The following is a 16,087-nucleotide window of genomic DNA, read 5'->3' as shown; positions in this document are numbered from 1 at the left end:
CAGGAGACGCTGTTTTTTACTCTTTGCATTACATTTAAATCGGGAAATTGAATGATCAAATTGTCTAAGATGCACAAGCGCCTGCTGGCGTTGAGCGCCGTTATGCCTATCGGTTCCGCCTTCGCGCAAAGCGCCGCGACCGACGCGCAACTGGAAACCGTTGTCGTGACGGCCCAGCGCCGCGCCGAGAACATCAAGGATGTGCCGGTGTCGGTCACCCTGCTGAAGGACGAGAAGCTCGACGTGCTGCTGTCCGGCGGCCAGGACATCCGCCTGCTGGCCGGTAAAGTGGCCTCGCTGAACGTCGAATCGTCGAACGGCCGCACCTTCCCGCGCTTCTACATCCGCGGCTACGGCAACACCGACTTCAGCACCTTCGCCTCGCAACCGGTGTCGCTGGTGTATGACGACGTGGTGCAGGAAAACGGCATCCTCAAAGGTTTCCCGATGTTCGACATGGCCGGCGTGGAAGTGCTGCGCGGCCCGCAGGGCACCTTGTTCGGCCGTAACACCCCGGCCGGCGTGGTCAAGTTCGAATCGGCCCGCCCGAACCTGAAACAGGTCGAGGGCTACTACAGCCTGTCGTGGGCCTCGCACAACACCGTCAACCTCGAAGCGGCCGCCAACGTGCCGCTGTCGAGCGAGTGGGCGATGCGCGTATCGACGCTGCGCCAGCACCGCGACGACTTCGTCGACAACACCTTCACCGGCGCCAAAGATTCGCTGGAAGGCTACAACGAACACGCCGAGCGCGTGCAGTTCCTGTACAGCCCGAGCACGACCTTCAACGCCCTGTTCAACGTGCACGCGCGTTCGACCAGCGGCAGCGCGCGCCTGTTCCGCGCCAACATCATCAAGAAGGGCACCAACGACTTCGCCGATGGCTACAACTTCAACCAGATCAGCACCAACGGCCAGAACGGCCAGGAACTGAGCACCAACGGCGCCAACGCCCGCCTGACCTGGGACCTCGGTTCGGTCAAGCTGTTCTCGATCACCGGCTATGAAGGCGTGGACAACTACTACAGCCGTGGCGACATCGACGGCGGCACGCCGGCCGGCCCTGGCTTCATTCCGTTCCAGGTTGAAACCGGTGGCGGGCTGAGCGGCCTGCACCAGTACAGCCAGGAATTCCGCGTCGAATCGAAGAACGCGGGCCCGCTGAACTGGCAGACCGGCGTTTACTACTTCAAGGAAAGCGCCGACGGCTTCAGCAACAACTACAACAGCACCACCGGCGCGCAAACGTCGCACCTGGCCAGCCACCAGACCAACAAGGCCGCTGCCGTGTTCGGCTCGGTGACCTACGACCTGGCCCAGGACCTGATCCTGCGCGGCGGCCTGCGCTACACCAACGACAAGAAGGACTTCTACACCGTGGAAGCCCAGAACGTCGTGCTGGCCGGCCCGCAGTCGGTCGACGAGAGCAAGAGCAAAGCCAGCTGGGATCTGAGCCTGACCTACAAGATCAACCCGGATGTGAGCTCGTACGCCCGCGTGGCGACCGGCTTCCGCGCGCCGAGTATCGCCGCCGCCTCGGCGTCGGTGCCGATCACCGTGGCCGACGCCGAAACCATCACCTCGTACGAAGCCGGCGTCAAGGCCGACCTGTTCAACCGCCGTGCGCGCGCCTCGCTCAGCGTCTACAACTACGAAGTGAAGAACCAGCAGTTGACCGTGGTTGGTGGTAACTCCAACGTCACCCGACTGATCAACGCCGCCAAGACCGCCGGTCGCGGCGTCGAGGCGGACTTCGAGGCGTTCATCACGCCGGCGTTCAAGGTCTCGGCTGGCGGTTCGTACAACTTCACCAAGATCAAGGACCCGAGCCTGTCCGTGGCCAAGTGCGGTTCGTGCACCGTGACCGATCCGCTCAACGCGGCCGGCCGCGTCGACATCAACGGCAACCCGCTGCCGCAGGCGCCGAAGTACATCCTGAACGCGACCGCGCGCTACAACTGGGCGCTGGAGAACGGCAACCTGTTCGTGCTGACCGACTGGTCGTATCGCAGCAAGATCAACTTCTTCCTGTACGAAGCCAAGGAATTTACCGGCAAGTCCATGGTTGAAGGCGGCCTGCGCGTCGGCTACAACTGGGATGGCGGCAAGTACGAAGTGGCCGCTTTCGCGCGCAACATCACCGACACCCAGCGCATCATCGGCGCCATCGACTTCAACAACCTGACCGGCATGGTCAACGAGCCGCGTCAGTTCGGTGTGCAGTTCAAGGGCGGTTTCTGATTTTTGCCCGCTAGCCTAGACAGCTAGAAATTGGCCGTATATAATGCGGCCTCTTTTCCCTGATAGCTCAGTTGGTAGAGCGACGGACTGTTAATCCGCAGGTCCCTGGTTCGAGTCCAGGTCGGGGAGCCAGAATTTAAAAGCCTCATGTGTGCTTGCAACGCTCAAAATCGTTGCAATGCCACATGGGGCTTTTTCCATTTGACGCAGATCAAACGCGGCGCCGGAGCGCTTCCTACCATATTGGTTTGTTCAACCACTATCCAAGGAGGATATTATGGCTAACAGTCTGATGCGTCTCGATCCCTTCCGCGACATTGCCCGCTTCGATCCCTTCCGCGATATGGATGAGTTGTTCCGTGACTTCTCGCCGCCCGTGTGGCGCCAGGAGCAGAACCCGCGCATGCGCATGGACGTGACCGAGACGGACAAGGAGTACACCGTCAAGGCCGAGATTCCCGGCGTGCAGAAGGCGGACATCAAGGTCGCCATCAATGGCAACCAGGTCTCGCTGACGGCGGAAATCAAGGAGGAGAAGAGTGCGGACGCTGGCGGCGCCGGCGGTAGCGGTACCTTGCGCAGCGAGCGCTACTACGGCCAGGTGCATCGCAGCTTTACGTTGCCGCAGGAGGTCGATGACGACCAGGCCGGTGCGCGTTATGAGAACGGCGTGCTGACGTTGACGTTGCCGAAAAAAGTCGGCACCGGCGGCAAGCAGCTGGCGATTCAATAACGCCCGTCCGGTGTCAATTGGCCGGCGCGCGGCAGGTGGCGTCCGATTCCCAGCGCCCGGAGCAGATGCGCGAGCGGCACAGCATGCCTTCGATGAGGCCGAGCTGCTTGCAGCGCGCCAGCAGGTCCGTCGTGCTGTCGCCATCGCGCCGCTCGACGATATCGCGGCTGCGCTCCGGCGCCACGACGGCGGGCTTGCCGGCGTGCGCGACGAGGGCGGTGAGCAGGGCGACGTCGGTGTCGTTGGCGGGCGCCGCCGCCTTGTCGCGTGATGCCGCAGTCGCGGCCGGGGTGGCGCGCGCTGTTGCGGCGCTGGCGGTTTTGATGCTGCTGTTGTATTTGCCGACGGCGCCGTTGCTGGCAGAGGCCGACGCGGCGCGCGCCGTCTCGACGGGCAATGTCGCCGGTCCGGGCGTTGGCGTGCCGGCCACGGAATCCGGCGGCGTGTAGCCGGTCGGCCCGATCGCGCGCGGCCCCGTCATTGCTTGAGTCTCAGTCCTGTTTTGCATCCGCTGCGCCGCCGGATCGTTGACGATCGCTGCCGGCAGTTCAGCCGGCTCTATGATCACTTCCCCGGGTTCCAGTAGGGCTCTTTCCAATCGCGTGCTCGCCTGTATATGCTCGTCCTTTCGCTCATGCCGCGGCGATGTGCGCGTGCTGCCGTAGCTTGCCTTGAAACCGCTTGGCGAGGCGCTTTTTTCATGCATCAGCCAGGCGATGCCGCACATCGCCAACAGCAGCAGGCCCAGACCCAAGGTCCAGCCGTCGATCGCCCATCTGGCGGCGCGCGCCGGCTTGGAGGCGGGCAGTCGCGCGCCGTGTTCCAGATGCGCGAGGATGCGCTTGGCGCCGTCCGTCTGTGCGCCCGGCGCTCCCATCAAGTCCGGCTTGCGTTTCGATGTGTCCACAATATTCCCTTCGAATTTGATCTGGTCTTTCACGCCGATCGCTGATCGGGCCTACGATGAAACGTTATTGACCCGGTCGCTTGCCAGTGTCCATCCGGCCGCCAGACCCTGCTTTGACGGAGCGCACCATGTTTCTCTTTTCTGTGTTGATGTTTTTCGTGTTCGCGTGTGTTGGCGCCTGGCTGCTGCTGTTTCCGGCGGGACGCGACTTGATGACGCAGTCGGCCAGCGCGATCGGGCGCCGTCTTGAGCAGCGTTTGCGGCGCGATTACCAACAAGGCACGCAAAAGGCGGCGGCGCTGGGACGCGGCGCGCGCGGCGGCGTCGGCAGCGCAGTGCGATTCGTGCAGCGGCGCTATCCGTTGATACTGGCCGCGTCGGTGTTGATGACGGTGCCGCCGCTGCTGGCGCTGATGCTCAGTGGGCGCGACATGCTGGGCGGGTATGACGGCGGCGGCCATGTCACCAATGACCAGGTGGCCGATCTGCTTAAGGGCGAGCAACTGGCGACGCCGGCGCCATTGCCGCCGCTGACGTTTACGACCGCCGAAGTGACCCTGGTGCGGCCCATGCTCGACAGCGCCAACCGCAACTGGCAATTGCTCGACCCGGACTTTTCCCGCCGCATGCTGCTGGTGTTTCGGCTCATGAAGGAGCGCCACGGCTACGACATGGCGATCCTGGAAGGCTACCGCAGCCCGGAGCGGCAGAACTCGCTGGCGGCGGCCGGTTCCAATGTCACCAACGCCAAGGCCTTCCAGAGCTATCACCAGTTCGGGCTGGCGGCCGACTGCGCGTTCCTGCGTGACGGCAAGCTGGTGATCTCTGAGAAAGATCCGTGGGCGATGCGCGGCTACCGCCTGTACGGCGAGGTTGCCGAATCGGTCGGCCTGACCTGGGGTGGACGCTGGACGATGATGGATTTCGGCCACACGGAACTGCGTGTTCCCGGCACCGTGCGCAAATAGAACAGGGCGCGGCCATCATTGTGCCCGCTCAAGAATTCGAGTCATGATTGGTGGCAACATTGATCGGTCCGCCTTCCTTTCAAGCGCTGTCGTCTAAGCCCTGACCGAACCATGATGCGAAAAATTTGGCACTTCCTGACCGATAGCCGTCACCTGACGATTTTTGGTTTGGCCGCGATGGCGGCGATATTCTATTTAGGCGCGCAAGTGCTGGAGCTGGCGCTGATCTGGGCACTGGGCGCGACCGCCGTGATGCTGGCGCTGGCGGGCCTGGTCTGGCTGTGGCGACGGTCGGCCGCCAAGCGGGATTCCGAGAAGCTGGCCGATGCCATCGGCACCAAGACCGCCACCGAGGAGCCGCCGAAGGACCAGGCGGGCGCCGAGGTCAAGGCCATCCGCGAGAGCCTGCTGAAGGCCATCGAAACCATCAAGGGCTCCAAGCTGGGCATCGTCTCCGGCACGCGCGCGTTGTACGAACTGCCGTGGTATATGATCATCGGGAATCCGGCCGCCGGCAAAAGCACGGCGATCACTAACTCAGGCTTGCAGTTTCCTTTCGCCGACGGCAAGGTGGTGCAGGGCGTCGGCGGCACCCGCAACTGCGACTGGTTCTTCACGCCGGACGGCATCCTGCTCGACACGGCCGGCCGCTACTCGGTCATGGACGAACACCGCGCCGAGTGGTTCGGCTTTCTAGATTTGCTGAAGAAGTACCGCCGCCGCGCGCCGATCAACGGCATCCTGATCGCCGTCAGCATCGCGGAGCTGCGCGGGGATGATCCGGAGGCCGGCATCAAGCTCGCGCTCAGTTTGCGCAAGCGGGTGCAGGACCTGATCGAGCGGCTGGAGGTGTTCGCGCCGGTGTACGTGGTGTTCACCAAGGCCGATCTGATCGCCGGCTTTGGCGAGTTTTTCGCCAAGGCCGAACGCTCGGAGCGCGAGCGCGTGTGGGGCGCGACCATGCCGTACAAGCGCAAGGCGACCAGCCAGCAGTTGATGGCGTTCTTCGACCAGAGTTTCGCGGAGCTGTGCGACGGCTTGAAGGAGCTTAGCCTGGCCAATATGAGCCAGCAGCGCCGCGAACGCATGGAGCCCGGCGTGTTCACCTTCCCGCTGGAGTTCGCGACGATCAGGGCGCCGTTGCGGGCGTTTCTGGCCACGCTGTTCGAGGAAAATCCATTCCAGTTCAAACCCGTGTTTCGCGGTTTTTATTTCACCAGCGCGCTGCAGGAGGGCATGCCGGTCAGCGAGCAATCGCAAAGGGTGGCCAAACGCTTCGCGCTGTCGGTGCCGGATGCGCCGGCCGTCGCCGGAGCGGGGCAGTCGGGCTTCTTCCTGCAGAATCTATTCCGCAAGGTGATCTTCGCCGACAAGGACCTGGTGTCCCAGTACGCCAGCAAGCATAAGGTGCGGCTGACGTATGCCGCCTTCTTCGGCGCGGTGCTGCTACTGGGCGCGTCGTTGGGCGGGTGGAGCTGGTCCTATCTGGGCAATCGCCAGTTGGTCAGCAATGTGCAGGCCGACCTGGATAAGGTGATCAAGCTGCAGGACAAGCGGCTCGATTTGCAGTCGCGGCTCGAGGCACTGGAGATCCTGCAGGACCGCATCGAGCAACTGGACAAGTATCGCGACGAGCGGCCATGGTCGCTGCGCATGGGCCTTTACCAAGGCGGGCTGCTGGAGCGGAAGCTGCGCGAGGAATACTTCTCCGGCGTGCGGGAGGTGATGATCAAGCCGGTCGTCGCCAATCTGGAGACGCTGCTGTCCGAGATGAACGCACGCGCCGACGAACTGCAGGCGCCGGGCGCGGCCCCCGCGCAGCCTGTGGGCGAAACCGCCGCCGCTCCCGTGGCCCCGGTCGGCCGCCAGTTCCAGCAAGCCTCCCCCGCCAACGTGGAAGACGCCTACAACGCCCTGAAAAGCTACTTGATGCTGGTCGATAAATCGCATGCGGAGCCCAGCCACCTGAACGACCAGTTGACCCGCCACTGGCGCGTGTGGCTCGAGAACCACCGGGGCGCGATGCCGCGCGAGCAGATGATCCACAGCGCCGAACGGCTGATGACCTTCTACTTGGCGCAGATCGCCGATCCGTCGTGGCCGCGCGTGGAGCCCAAGCTGGCGCTGATCGACCAGGCGCGCGAGAATCTTAAACGCGTGGTGCGCGGCATGCCGGCGCGCGAACGCGTCTACGCCGACATCCGTGCCCGCGCCAATACCCGCTTCCCGGCGATGACGGTGGCGCGCATGGTCGGCGAGCAGGACCAGGCGCTGGTCACCGGCAGTCACGCGATCGCCGGCGCCTACACGCGCGAGGCATGGGAGAAGTATGTGCAGGGCGCCTTCCGAGAGGCGGCCACGCGCGAATTGCAAAGCGCGGACTGGGTGCTGAAGACCGCCGCGCGCGACGACCTGACGCTGGAAGGCAGCCCGGAACAAATCGAGAAGGGCCTGACCGATTTGTACAAGGCCGACTACGCGCGCGAATGGCAGAAATTCGTGCAAGGGGTGACCATCGCGAATCTGAACGGCTTCGATGCCGCCGTCGTCGCCATGAACCGCTTGGGCGATCCGCAATCGTCGCCGATATCGAAGCTGCTCACCACCATCTACCAGCAGACATCGTGGGACAACCCGGCGGTGATGAGCACCGAGATGAAAGAGGCGCAATCGGGCTTCGTCAATTGGGTCAAGAACACCGTGATGCGGCGCGGGTCGTCGCAGATCAACGTCAACGTGCAGCTGGACCAGACCCGCGCCGACAGGCCGATGGGACCTATCGGCCGCGAATTCGCCGGCGTCGGCAAGCTGGTTGCCGCCAAGGACAAGGATGCGTCGCTGATGCGCGCCTACATGGACACCTTGTCCAAGTTGCGCAGCCGTTTGAATCAGTTGAAGAACCAGGGCGATCCCGGTCCCGGCGCGCGCCAGTTCATGCAGCAGACGCTCGAAGGCACCGGCTCCGAGCTGGCCGACGCGCTGCGCTACGTCGACGAGCAAATGTTGACCGGGATGAGCGACTCGCAGAAACAGGCGATCCGTCCCATCCTGGTGCGGCCGCTGATGCAGACCTTCGCGGTGCTGATCGGACCCGCCGAGGCGGAGATCAACAAGACCTGGCTGGCACAGGTTTATGAACCGTTCCAGCAATCGCTGGCCAACAAATATCCGTTCTCGCCCAATGCACGCATCGAAGCCGCCAGCACCGAGATCGCCCAGTTCTTCGGCCCCGACGGGTTGATCGCGAAATTCGCCACGACCGCGATGGGACCTTTGGTGCTGCGTCGTGGCGACGTGCTGGCGCCGCGCACCTGGGCCGACATGGGTATCAAGCTGGCGCCGCAGACGGTGGCGCGCTTCCCCGGCTGGATAGCGCCGGTCGGCGCCGGCGGCGTCGCCGCGGCATCGGCCTCCGCGCAAACCGTGTTCCAGCTCCAGCCGATGCCGGCACCGGGCACCCTGGAATACACGGTCGATATCGACGGCCAGCAGATCCGCTACCGCAACACGCCGGCGCAATGGACCAATATGGTCCACCCCGGCCCCCAGGGCGGGGCTGGCGCGCGCATCACGGCGGTGTCGTTCGACGGCCGCAGCGTCGAAGTGTTCAACGAGCCCGGGCAGTTCGGCCTTAAACGCATGATCGACGCGGCGGCCAAGCAAAAGCGCGAAGGCGGCGTGTTCGAGCTGCGCTGGACCAACGGCGGCATCGCCGTCGCCATGGGCCTGAAGATCATCAGTAGCCCGGAAAGCAGTGGCAACGCCAGCGCCCCGCAGGAGCAGGGCTTCCGAGGCATGCGTCTGCCGGAAACCATCGTCGGCGCCCCCGCCGCCCCAATCACCCCCGCCGCCACCGCGATCGCCACCATCGGAGCGCCACAATGAAACGCCTCCCACAGAATGTACGTATCGGCTACTTCGGCAAGCTTCCCTCCCGGGGCGACTTTATCAAGGCCACCAATAATCTGGCGCTGGCCAATCTGCTTGACGGCTGGCTGGCGGAGGTGATGAATCTGTTAAGCACCGATCCGCGCTGGAAGATCAACTACGACGCGATGCGCCCGTTGCAGTTCGCCTTCGTCGGCACGCGCAGCCGACGCGCGATAGCCGGCCATCTGGCGGCCAGCAGCGACGCCTCGTTGCGGCGCTATCCGTTTTTGAGCATGACCGCCATCGAGGTCGAGTCGCCACGCACCTTCCTGGCACTGAGCCCCGTGGTATTGGCGCCGCTGTGGAACGAGCTGGAACGACTGGCCGCCGATGTGCTGGACGCGGAAGACCCCGACCCCGCGCTGCAGGCATTGGCGGCCACCACCTTCGATATCGAACCTGGGGCGGCGGAGCACGAAATCGCGTTCGTCGATTTCCTCGACCGTCACAACATCGCCAGCCTGGAGGCGATGCTGGGCCGCGACTCCGCGCGCCGCATGATACTGGCCGTCGGGCTGCTACTTCAGCCGGTGCGGCGCAGCACCGAGGCGCGCCTGGAAAAGAGCTTGGCGCTGCCGTTGCCGCAGTCTGCGCGTCAGCGCTATCTGGTCGCGGCGTTCTGGCTGGATCTGATCGCGCCGTTCCTGCACCAGGCGGATTTCGAACTGTGTGTGTTCGTTGCCGATATCCGCGAGCAGCCGTCGCTGGTGATCGGTTTTGGCGGCGCCGCTCCCGAAACACTGCAGGCCATCATCGATCCGGCATGCGCCGCCGACCATCAGATCAACTTCGATTATGCCGGCTGGGTCGATGAATTGATCGCAATTGACGCGCGGGTGCAGAAGCTGTCGGCCTATCTGGAGCAGGGCCAGTTGTCGCTGCGCTCCGTGCAGGCGCTGTTCCACGAGACTTTCGTCTGATTTCCTACACTTCGATTCCATCCAAAGAGGAGCTTTTCGATGCGCCAGCGGACCATCTGGCCGGCGGTGATGCCGGCATTGTTATCGACATCGATCTACTGTGCGGCGCAGACTCCCGCTCCAGCGACGCCCCGTCCCGGCCAGGTGCTGGTCAGCGGCTCGGTGCCGGACGAGGCCAGCAAGGCAGCCATGCTCGCCCGCGTGCGGGAGCTGTATGGCGCCGATCGCGTGGTCGACCAGGTGTCGATCGCGCCGGTGTCGCTGCCGCCCAACTGGAACGGCTACGTGCAAAAGCTGATCGGCCCCAATCTGAAGTTGATCAGCAAGGGGGAAATCAAGATCGACGGCACCAACGTCACCCTGCGCGGCGAGGTTGCCAACGAGGCGCAGCGTCAGCAGATCGCGAGCGACTTCGCCACCAGCCTCAATCCCAGCTACACGGTCAACAACGGCCTGCGCGTGAGCGCGGCCGAACAAAACCTGCTCGACGAGACGCTGGCCAAGCGCATCATCGAGTTCGAGAGCGGCAAGGCGACGCTGACCGACTCCGGCAAAGGCATCCTGGACGAGATGGCGGCGGCGATGCGGAAGGTGAAAGGTAAAAAGGTGGAGGTCATAGGGCACACCGACAACGTCGGTCTGCGCGACAGCAATCTGGCCTTGAGCCACGCGCGCGCGCAGGCGGTGCGCAGCTACCTGGCCGACAGGGGTATCAGCCAGGATATGGTGATGGTTTCGGGGCAGGGGCCGGATCGTCCGGTGGCCGAGAACAGCACTGCCGACGGCCGCGCGCGCAACCGTCGTATCGAATTCCGCATCGCCCAGTAAAAAACGCTGCCCGGTCAGGGCAGCGTGATCGTCACATACGCCGGCCGCGGCGCCAGCTTGACCAGATCCGAGTAGCCCGCCAGCGTATTCTGCGTGTCGTGCGACAGCGAAGACTCCAATCCAATGTAGGCCGCCAGGCCGATCACCGCGAACAGCGCGCACAGTGCCCACAACGGCGTATTGCTGCGCAGTTTATTGACGATTTGGTCCGGCCGTTCGGCCTGCGGCGCGAAGCCCTTGCTCTTGCCTTGGATGTGTGCGATCTCGTCGCCCAGGCGTGCGGTCATGTAGGCCAGCTTGTCGGCGGCGTCCAGCGCGTACTTGCCGCGAAAGCCGATCAGCAAACACATATGGAACACCTGCAGCGCCGGCAGCCGCGCGCCACCGGTGGTGCGCAGGGCTTCCAGACGGTCGAAGAAGTGTTCTCCGGCCAATTGGTCGCCGAAGATCACCAGTTGCAGCGGACGGCGCTCCCACGCGAAGCGCATCGGGAACTGCGACCCCAGTATGATCTCGTCGAGCGCGGCGCAGAAGGCGTACTTGGCGTCGTCGATATCCTCGCCTTGCGCGCGCAGCTTGCGGGCCTCGCTGTCGAATTCCGCCAGGTAGGCGGTAATGGTGTCCAGGAAGGCCGCTTCGCCCGGCGGGGCGCTGCCGTTCTTCAGCATGAACAGCAGGTAGAAGCCTTCCTGCAGCAGGTCGAGCAGGGTTTGCACATGGCCGTAGCCCGGCTGGATCTGCCGGCGCTGGCCGCCCATCAGCGTAGGGATCGCGCGGCGTTCGACTTGGGGCGTCATGCTGTCACCGCGATCAGGTTGATGCGCAGGTCGCGTATGCCGCTCGGTACATAGATCGAGATCGACTGCGCCTTGAGCATTTGTTCATACAACATGCCTTTGCTTTCCAGCGCAAAGTAGTAGGTATCCGGTTGAACCGGAATCGCCGCCGGCACCTGCGGCGCGTGGGTGATCTTCACCCCCGGCATGGCCGTCAGCACGCACTTCTCCACGTCGTCCGGCGCGCCGGCCTTGACGCGCAGCGGCACGATCTCCACCAGCTCCAGCGCGGACAGCGAGGCGCTGACCGCCAGATAGAGCGTTGTGCGTTGATCGATTTTCCCGGAATCGAGCTTGCCCAGATGGTAGCTCGGCTTCTCTTCCGCCAGCGCGATGGAGAAGTACTTGGTCGAGATCACGGTATCGAGCAAATCGCGGATGATGTCATCGAGGCCGGAGAAGCACGACGCCATGTCGTCATGCCTGTAGCAGGGCAGGTGAACCAGCGAATACTGCTTCGAGTAGGTCATCAGGGCGCCGGCCAGTGCAAGCAGGGATTCGAACAGGCGCTCGGGATGCAGCTGGGGATTGCGCACGTAGTGCATCAACGACGCGGCCGATGTGCTGACCGTGTGCAGCAGCCAGAACGAGGAGACGTCGCCGGAACGGAATTCTATGACGTTGCGGCTGGGCTCACGCATGTGGCCCTGCAAAGACTGTACCTTGGCTTGTAACGCGTCCATCAGACGGTCCAGCATCGCCTTCAGCGCCGGCGTGCTGGCGATCGACAGGCCGGGCGGGATGAAGCTCGGATCGGGTTCGAAGCCGCCTGTGACCAGACGTCGCAGGCGTATCACCGGCACGCAGTCGTAGGCGCCAAGCGGTTCCTGGTCGGACACCAGCCGTACCGATTTTTTCAGATAGCAGACCTCCGCGCTGACGGCTCGTGTGTACAGATCCGGCGTTTCACTGGTCGACTGGCGATAGCGGGCACCGGCCTGCTGTTCGTCTTTTTGCGGGCCGTTCGGCGTCGCGTTGCCGCCGCCGGGAGCCAACGCGGGCAGTGCGGCGTACCAGGTGACTTCCTGCAGGTTTGGGGGCAGGGTGGACAGATCGATCGCCACCGGCAGCGGTTCGCTCGACGGCGCGTCGGCGATCTCGCCATCCTGGAAGATGATGGACAGCGCTTGCAGGCGCAAGCGATCGGCCTTCAGCGCGTCGTGATCCCACTCGATGCGCCGCACGCCCCACAGGTAGGGATGCAGCGCCTGCGCGGTCTGGTGCAGCCGTGCCTCGTGATACTGGTCCTGCTGCTGGAAGTGCTGTGGACGCAGGAACACGCCTTCGCCCCACAGGACCTTGGATGGAATGCTCATGTTGACTCCTTCAGGTTATTGGCAGCGCACTGCCGCCAGAGGCTTGCCGGTTTCATTGACGGCCGTTGTTGCGTGGGCGCCCGCGCCCACGCTCATCGCGCAGGCATGCAAGCCAACGGTGATGCCGGATTTTTCCGCGTCTGCCGCGACGAACGATAGGCGCCATCGCTGCTCGGCCGGCGCCTGAAACAACGCGACGACGCCGATGAAGTACGCCTCCCGCGTGACTTTCTCGACCACCTCGTAACGCTGGCCGGGAATCAGCATCACCTCTTTGACATCCAGCAGATCGTTACCGAGTAGTTCGCGTTCGGTTTGCGCATTGAGAAAAGCGTTGAAGTTCATTTGCTGGAAGGCGGCGGTCTGACGCAGCTTGTAGATCCGCGTCGCCAACGCCATGGGCTGCACTGCCTTGCCGGCGTTGAGGTTCTGCGCCGCGTGCAGCCGGATCGCCACATTGCGCGGCGGCTTTTGCGCGTCGGGCAGCTCCGGCGGCTTTTGGGCGCCGGCGATTTGGAGTGCCGCGCCGGCGATGGAACCGGCCGCGCAGCCTTGTAGGGCAAGCATTCCCGCTATCACGATCATAGTTGTTCCGTTCATGTTTTCTCCAGACGATCCATGCATTAGAACGAAAGCCGCAGGGATCGAATTTGCGGCGGCGCAAGCAATTTTGAAGGGGAGGGAAAATTGATTAGACGCAACTAGTTATGCCAGCGGTTCATGAATAATGGCTCTCTCGTATCTGGTTTCGCAAACAAGGAGAGAGTGATGAACATCGCAAGAACATGGTTGCCCTGCGTGGCGGGTCTGATCCTGTTGTCGGGCTGTGCGACTGACGGCGACATGGTCCGCAACAAAAAGCCGCAGGCTTCCACGCTGGAGCAGGCGCTGACCGAGGCCGGTACCGCGCTGGCCGCCGGCGAAGGCGATAAGGCACAGGGCATCCTGAAAACCGCCGCCACCAACTACCCCGCCGAGAAGGCGCCGTGGCTGCATATGGCGCAAATCAAATTCGACCGCGCCAGCTACGGCGAGGCGATCACCAATGCGCTGGAAGCGCTGCAGCGCGATCCGAACGACAAGCTTGGGAACAGCATCGTCGCCGTCAGCGGCCTGCGTCTGTCGACCAAGGCGTTGTCGGACCTGAGCCGGCAAAACAATTTGAACGGCTCGCTGCGTTCGGAAGCGCAGGAACTGGCCAAACTGCTGCGCGGAAGCCTGGGTGAGGACGTGTTGGTGCCATCGTCCGCCTCGCGCAAAGCTCCTCCCGCCAAGAAAAGCACAGTCGTCGCGCCCGCGAAGGGCAACGGCCCGACCAACAGCCAGACCAACAGCAGCGATCCTTTCGGCGGCTTGAAGTAAGCCGCTTTCCTTGTTCCCCTTTTTGATGGAGTTTGTATGGCAAATGGTGACAGTGTCCAAAAGCGCCTGAACAAAATGCGTCCACCACGCGTGCAGATGACGTATGACGTGGAGATCGGCGACGCGATGGAAAACAAGGAGTTGCCGTTCGTGGTCGGCGTGGTCGGAGATTTCGGCGGCAACTCGGAGGTGGAGAAGAAGCGTCTGAAGGACCGCAAGTTCGTCGGCATCGATAGTGATAACTTCGACGAAGTCCTGAGCGGCGTGGAGCCGGTCGCGCGCTTCAAGGTGCCGAACCAGCTGGCCGGCGACGACACCAGCTTTAATGTGGAACTGCACTTCAAGGCGATGTCGGACTTCCGGCCGGAAGCCGTGGTGCGCCAGGTCGAACCGCTCAGCCGCCTGTTGGAAGCGCGCGGCAAGCTGGCGGACTTGCGCAATAAACTGGCCGGCAACGACAAGCTGGAGGACATCCTGAGCGAGGTCCTGAGCAGCACCGACAAACTGGCGAAGCTGAAATCGGCCAAGCCGGCGAAGGGAGACTGACATGTCGGCACAAATCAACCAACTGCAGGACGCCGCCGTCACGACCGAAGACGCCAACCTGCTGGACCAGATCGTCGAGCAAAGCAAAGTCGCCAAGTCGACGGTGGAACACGAACGCGCCAAAGATCTCATCTCGGAGCTGGTCAGCCAGGTCCTGGACGGAACGGTGGTCATGTCCAACAACCTGTCGGCGACGCTCGATGCCCGCGTCGCGGAGCTGGACCGGCTCATCTCCAGCCAGTTGAGTGCCATCATGCACGCGCCGGCGTTCCAGAAGCTCGAGCAAAGCTGGACCGGCCTGCACTACCTGGTCAAGAATTCCGCCACCGGCCAGGGTCTGAAAATCCGCATGCTCAACGCCACCAAGCGGGAACTGGTCAAGGACTTCCAATCCGCGCTGGAATTCGACCAGAGCTCGATGTTCAAGAAGGTCTACGAAGAGGAATTCGGCACCTTCGGTGGCGCGCCCTACGCGGCGCTGCTGGGAGATTTCGAAATCTCGCGCCAGCCGGAAGACATGTACTTCGTCGAGCAGATGTCTCACGTGGCGGCGGCATCGCACGCGCCGTTCATCGCCTCCGCCTCGCCCGAGTTGTTCGGGTTGGAGAGCTACGGCGATCTGGGCAAACCGCGCGACCTGTCCAAGGTGTTCGACACCGTGGAATACGCCAAGTGGAAGGCCTTCCGCGAATCGGAAGACTCACGATACGTCGGCCTGGCGTTGCCGCGCTTCCTGGGGCGCCTGCCATTCAATCCGGTGGACGGCACCACGGTCGAGGGCTTCAACTTCGTCGAGGAAGTGGACGGTACCGATCATCAGAAGTACCTGTGGTGTAACGCCGCCTACGCCTTCGGCGCCAAGCTGACCAAGGCCTTCGACGATTTCGGCTGGTGCGCGGCGATACGCGGCGTCGAAGGCGGTGGCCTAGTGGATGACCTGCCCACGCATACCTTCAAGACCGACGACGGCGAGGTGGCGCTCAAGTGTCCGACCGAGGTGGCCATCACCGACCGCCGCGAGAAGGAACTGAGCGATCTGGGATTCATCTCGCTGGTGCACTGCAAGAACACCTCTTACGCCGCGTTCTTCGGCGCCCAGTCGGCGCAGAAGGCGAAGAAATACAGCTCGGAGGCAGCCAACGCCAACGCTGTGTTGTCGTCGCAGCTGCAGTACATCTTCGCCGTGTCGCGTATTGCCCACTACATGAAAGCCATGATGCGCGACAAAGTCGGCAGCTTTGCCTCGGCCTCGAACGTCGAGGATTTCCTCAACCGCTGGCTGATGCGATACGTTCTGCTGGACGACAACGCCAGCCAGGAACAAAAGGCGCAGTTCCCGTTGCGCGAGGCGTCGGTCCAGGTGCACGAGGTGCAAGGACGTCCCGGAGTCTATCGCGCCGTCTCCTTCCTGCGGCCGCACTTCCAGCTCGACGAGCTGTCCGTTTCCCTCCGACTGGTCGCGGAGCTTCCGCAGTCGACCAATAGCTAATTTTTTCACCA

General features: G+C 63.3%; 13 protein-coding genes and 1 tRNA gene. 10 read left to right on the top strand and 4 right to left on the bottom strand.

Annotated elements, in window-relative coordinates; all coding sequences use genetic code 11:
- The first annotated feature begins 51 nt into the window (after window positions 1-51).
- The 3 genes from MRBLMU1_RS19655 (at window position 52) to MRBLMU1_RS19645 (ending at window position 2,974) form a co-directional block, all read left to right on the top strand.
- Complete coding sequence (locus tag MRBLMU1_RS19655; protein ID WP_363504485.1) at window positions 52-2,241, top strand: TonB-dependent receptor; 2,190 nt, start codon at window positions 52-54, stop codon at window positions 2,239-2,241.
- Between the two features lie 56 nt (window positions 2,242-2,297).
- A tRNA-Asn gene (locus tag MRBLMU1_RS19650) sits at window positions 2,298-2,373 on the top strand.
- Between the two features lie 145 nt (window positions 2,374-2,518).
- Complete coding sequence (locus MRBLMU1_RS19645) at window positions 2,519-2,974, top strand: Hsp20/alpha crystallin family protein (protein ID WP_363504482.1); 456 nt, start codon at window positions 2,519-2,521, stop codon at window positions 2,972-2,974.
- Window positions 2,975-2,987: 13 nt separating this feature from the next.
- Here the strand turns inward: MRBLMU1_RS19645 and MRBLMU1_RS19640 are convergent, their stop codons facing one another.
- A complete protein-coding gene (locus tag MRBLMU1_RS19640; protein ID WP_363504479.1) occupies window positions 2,988-3,881 on the bottom strand; it encodes a hypothetical protein in 894 nt (297 codons plus the stop codon).
- Between the two features lie 128 nt (window positions 3,882-4,009).
- On the opposite strand from MRBLMU1_RS19640, the gene MRBLMU1_RS19635 reads away from it, so the two are divergent.
- The 4 genes from MRBLMU1_RS19635 (at window position 4,010) to MRBLMU1_RS19620 (ending at window position 10,527) form a co-directional block, all read left to right on the top strand.
- Window positions 4,010-4,849 carry a M15 family metallopeptidase gene (locus MRBLMU1_RS19635; RefSeq protein ID WP_363504476.1) on the top strand — a complete coding sequence of 280 codons (840 nt, stop codon included), beginning with the start codon at window positions 4,010-4,012 and terminating at the stop codon, window positions 4,847-4,849.
- A gap of 114 nt (window positions 4,850-4,963) precedes the next feature.
- Complete coding sequence (gene tssM, locus MRBLMU1_RS19630; RefSeq protein ID WP_363505120.1) at window positions 4,964-8,734, top strand: type VI secretion system membrane subunit TssM; 3,771 nt, start codon at window positions 4,964-4,966, stop codon at window positions 8,732-8,734.
- Window positions 8,731-9,699, top strand: coding sequence for a type VI secretion system-associated protein TagF (tagF, locus tag MRBLMU1_RS19625; protein WP_363504473.1), 969 nt, complete (start codon window positions 8,731-8,733; stop codon window positions 9,697-9,699). The genes tssM and tagF overlap by 4 nt, the downstream gene beginning before the upstream one ends.
- Window positions 9,700-9,738: 39 nt before the next feature.
- A complete protein-coding gene (locus MRBLMU1_RS19620; protein ID WP_363504470.1) occupies window positions 9,739-10,527 on the top strand; it encodes an OmpA family protein in 789 nt (262 codons plus the stop codon).
- Between the two features lie 14 nt (window positions 10,528-10,541).
- Here the strand turns inward: MRBLMU1_RS19620 and MRBLMU1_RS19615 are convergent, their stop codons facing one another.
- From MRBLMU1_RS19615 to tssJ, 3 genes are read right to left on the bottom strand one after another with little or no spacing between them, the layout of a single operon-like run.
- Window positions 10,542-11,324, bottom strand: coding sequence for a DotU family type IV/VI secretion system protein (locus MRBLMU1_RS19615; protein WP_363504467.1), 783 nt, complete (start codon window positions 11,322-11,324; stop codon window positions 10,542-10,544).
- Entirely contained in the window at window positions 11,321-12,679 is a 1,359-nt protein-coding gene (gene tssK / locus MRBLMU1_RS19610; RefSeq protein ID WP_363504464.1) for a type VI secretion system baseplate subunit TssK, read from the bottom strand. Before tssK ends, MRBLMU1_RS19615 begins: the two co-directional genes overlap by 4 nt.
- Before the next feature lie 15 nt (window positions 12,680-12,694).
- On the bottom strand, window positions 12,695-13,279 hold the full coding sequence (gene tssJ, locus MRBLMU1_RS19605) for a type VI secretion system lipoprotein TssJ (protein WP_363504461.1): 585 nt from the start codon (window positions 13,277-13,279) through the stop codon (window positions 12,695-12,697).
- Window positions 13,280-13,447: 168 nt separating this feature from the next.
- On the opposite strand from tssJ, the gene MRBLMU1_RS19600 reads away from it, so the two are divergent.
- Genes MRBLMU1_RS19600 through tssC form a run of 3 tightly spaced genes read left to right on the top strand, consistent with a single transcriptional unit; the run spans window position 13,448 to window position 16,076 of the window.
- A complete protein-coding gene (locus MRBLMU1_RS19600; protein WP_363504458.1) occupies window positions 13,448-14,041 on the top strand; it encodes a tetratricopeptide repeat protein in 594 nt (197 codons plus the stop codon).
- Between the two features lie 36 nt (window positions 14,042-14,077).
- Entirely contained in the window at window positions 14,078-14,587 is a 510-nt protein-coding gene (gene tssB, locus MRBLMU1_RS19595) for a type VI secretion system contractile sheath small subunit (protein ID WP_363504455.1), read from the top strand.
- Between the two features lies 1 nt (window position 14,588).
- The gene (tssC, locus tag MRBLMU1_RS19590) at window positions 14,589-16,076 is read left to right on the top strand and encodes a type VI secretion system contractile sheath large subunit (protein ID WP_363504452.1); all 1,488 of its coding nucleotides are present in this window, start codon (window positions 14,589-14,591) and stop codon (window positions 16,074-16,076) included.
- Window positions 16,077-16,087 lie beyond the last annotated feature (11 nt).

The organism is Burkholderia sp. LMU1-1-1.1 (genome assembly GCF_040675865.1).
Lineage (GTDB): Bacteria > Pseudomonadota > Gammaproteobacteria > Burkholderiales > Burkholderiaceae_D > Rugamonas.
The sequence above is the reverse complement of the archived record's forward strand: the minus strand, read 5'-3'. Positions and strand labels throughout refer to the sequence as shown.

Bases quoted from the DNA above. Each gene is read 5' to 3' on its own strand.
- MRBLMU1_RS19655 (WP_363504485.1), top strand. From the start codon at position 52: ATGATCAAATTGTCTAAGATGCACAAGCGCCTGCTGGCGTTGAGCGCC.
- MRBLMU1_RS19645 (WP_363504482.1), top strand. From the start codon at position 2,519: ATGGCTAACAGTCTGATGCGTCTCGATCCCTTCCGCGACATTGCCCGC.
- MRBLMU1_RS19635 (WP_363504476.1), top strand. From the start codon at position 4,010: ATGTTTCTCTTTTCTGTGTTGATGTTTTTCGTGTTCGCGTGTGTTGGC.
- tssM (WP_363505120.1), top strand. From the start codon at position 4,964: ATGCGAAAAATTTGGCACTTCCTGACCGATAGCCGTCACCTGACGATT.
- tagF (WP_363504473.1), top strand. From the start codon at position 8,731: ATGAAACGCCTCCCACAGAATGTACGTATCGGCTACTTCGGCAAGCTT.
- MRBLMU1_RS19620 (WP_363504470.1), top strand. From the start codon at position 9,739: ATGCGCCAGCGGACCATCTGGCCGGCGGTGATGCCGGCATTGTTATCG.
- MRBLMU1_RS19615 (WP_363504467.1), bottom strand. From the start codon at position 11,324: ATGACGCCCCAAGTCGAACGCCGCGCGATCCCTACGCTGATGGGCGGC.
- tssK (WP_363504464.1), bottom strand. From the start codon at position 12,679: ATGAGCATTCCATCCAAGGTCCTGTGGGGCGAAGGCGTGTTCCTGCGT.
- tssJ (WP_363504461.1), bottom strand. From the start codon at position 13,279: ATGAACGGAACAACTATGATCGTGATAGCGGGAATGCTTGCCCTACAA.
- MRBLMU1_RS19600 (WP_363504458.1), top strand. From the start codon at position 13,448: ATGAACATCGCAAGAACATGGTTGCCCTGCGTGGCGGGTCTGATCCTG.
- tssB (WP_363504455.1), top strand. From the start codon at position 14,078: ATGGCAAATGGTGACAGTGTCCAAAAGCGCCTGAACAAAATGCGTCCA.
- tssC (WP_363504452.1), top strand. From the start codon at position 14,589: ATGTCGGCACAAATCAACCAACTGCAGGACGCCGCCGTCACGACCGAA.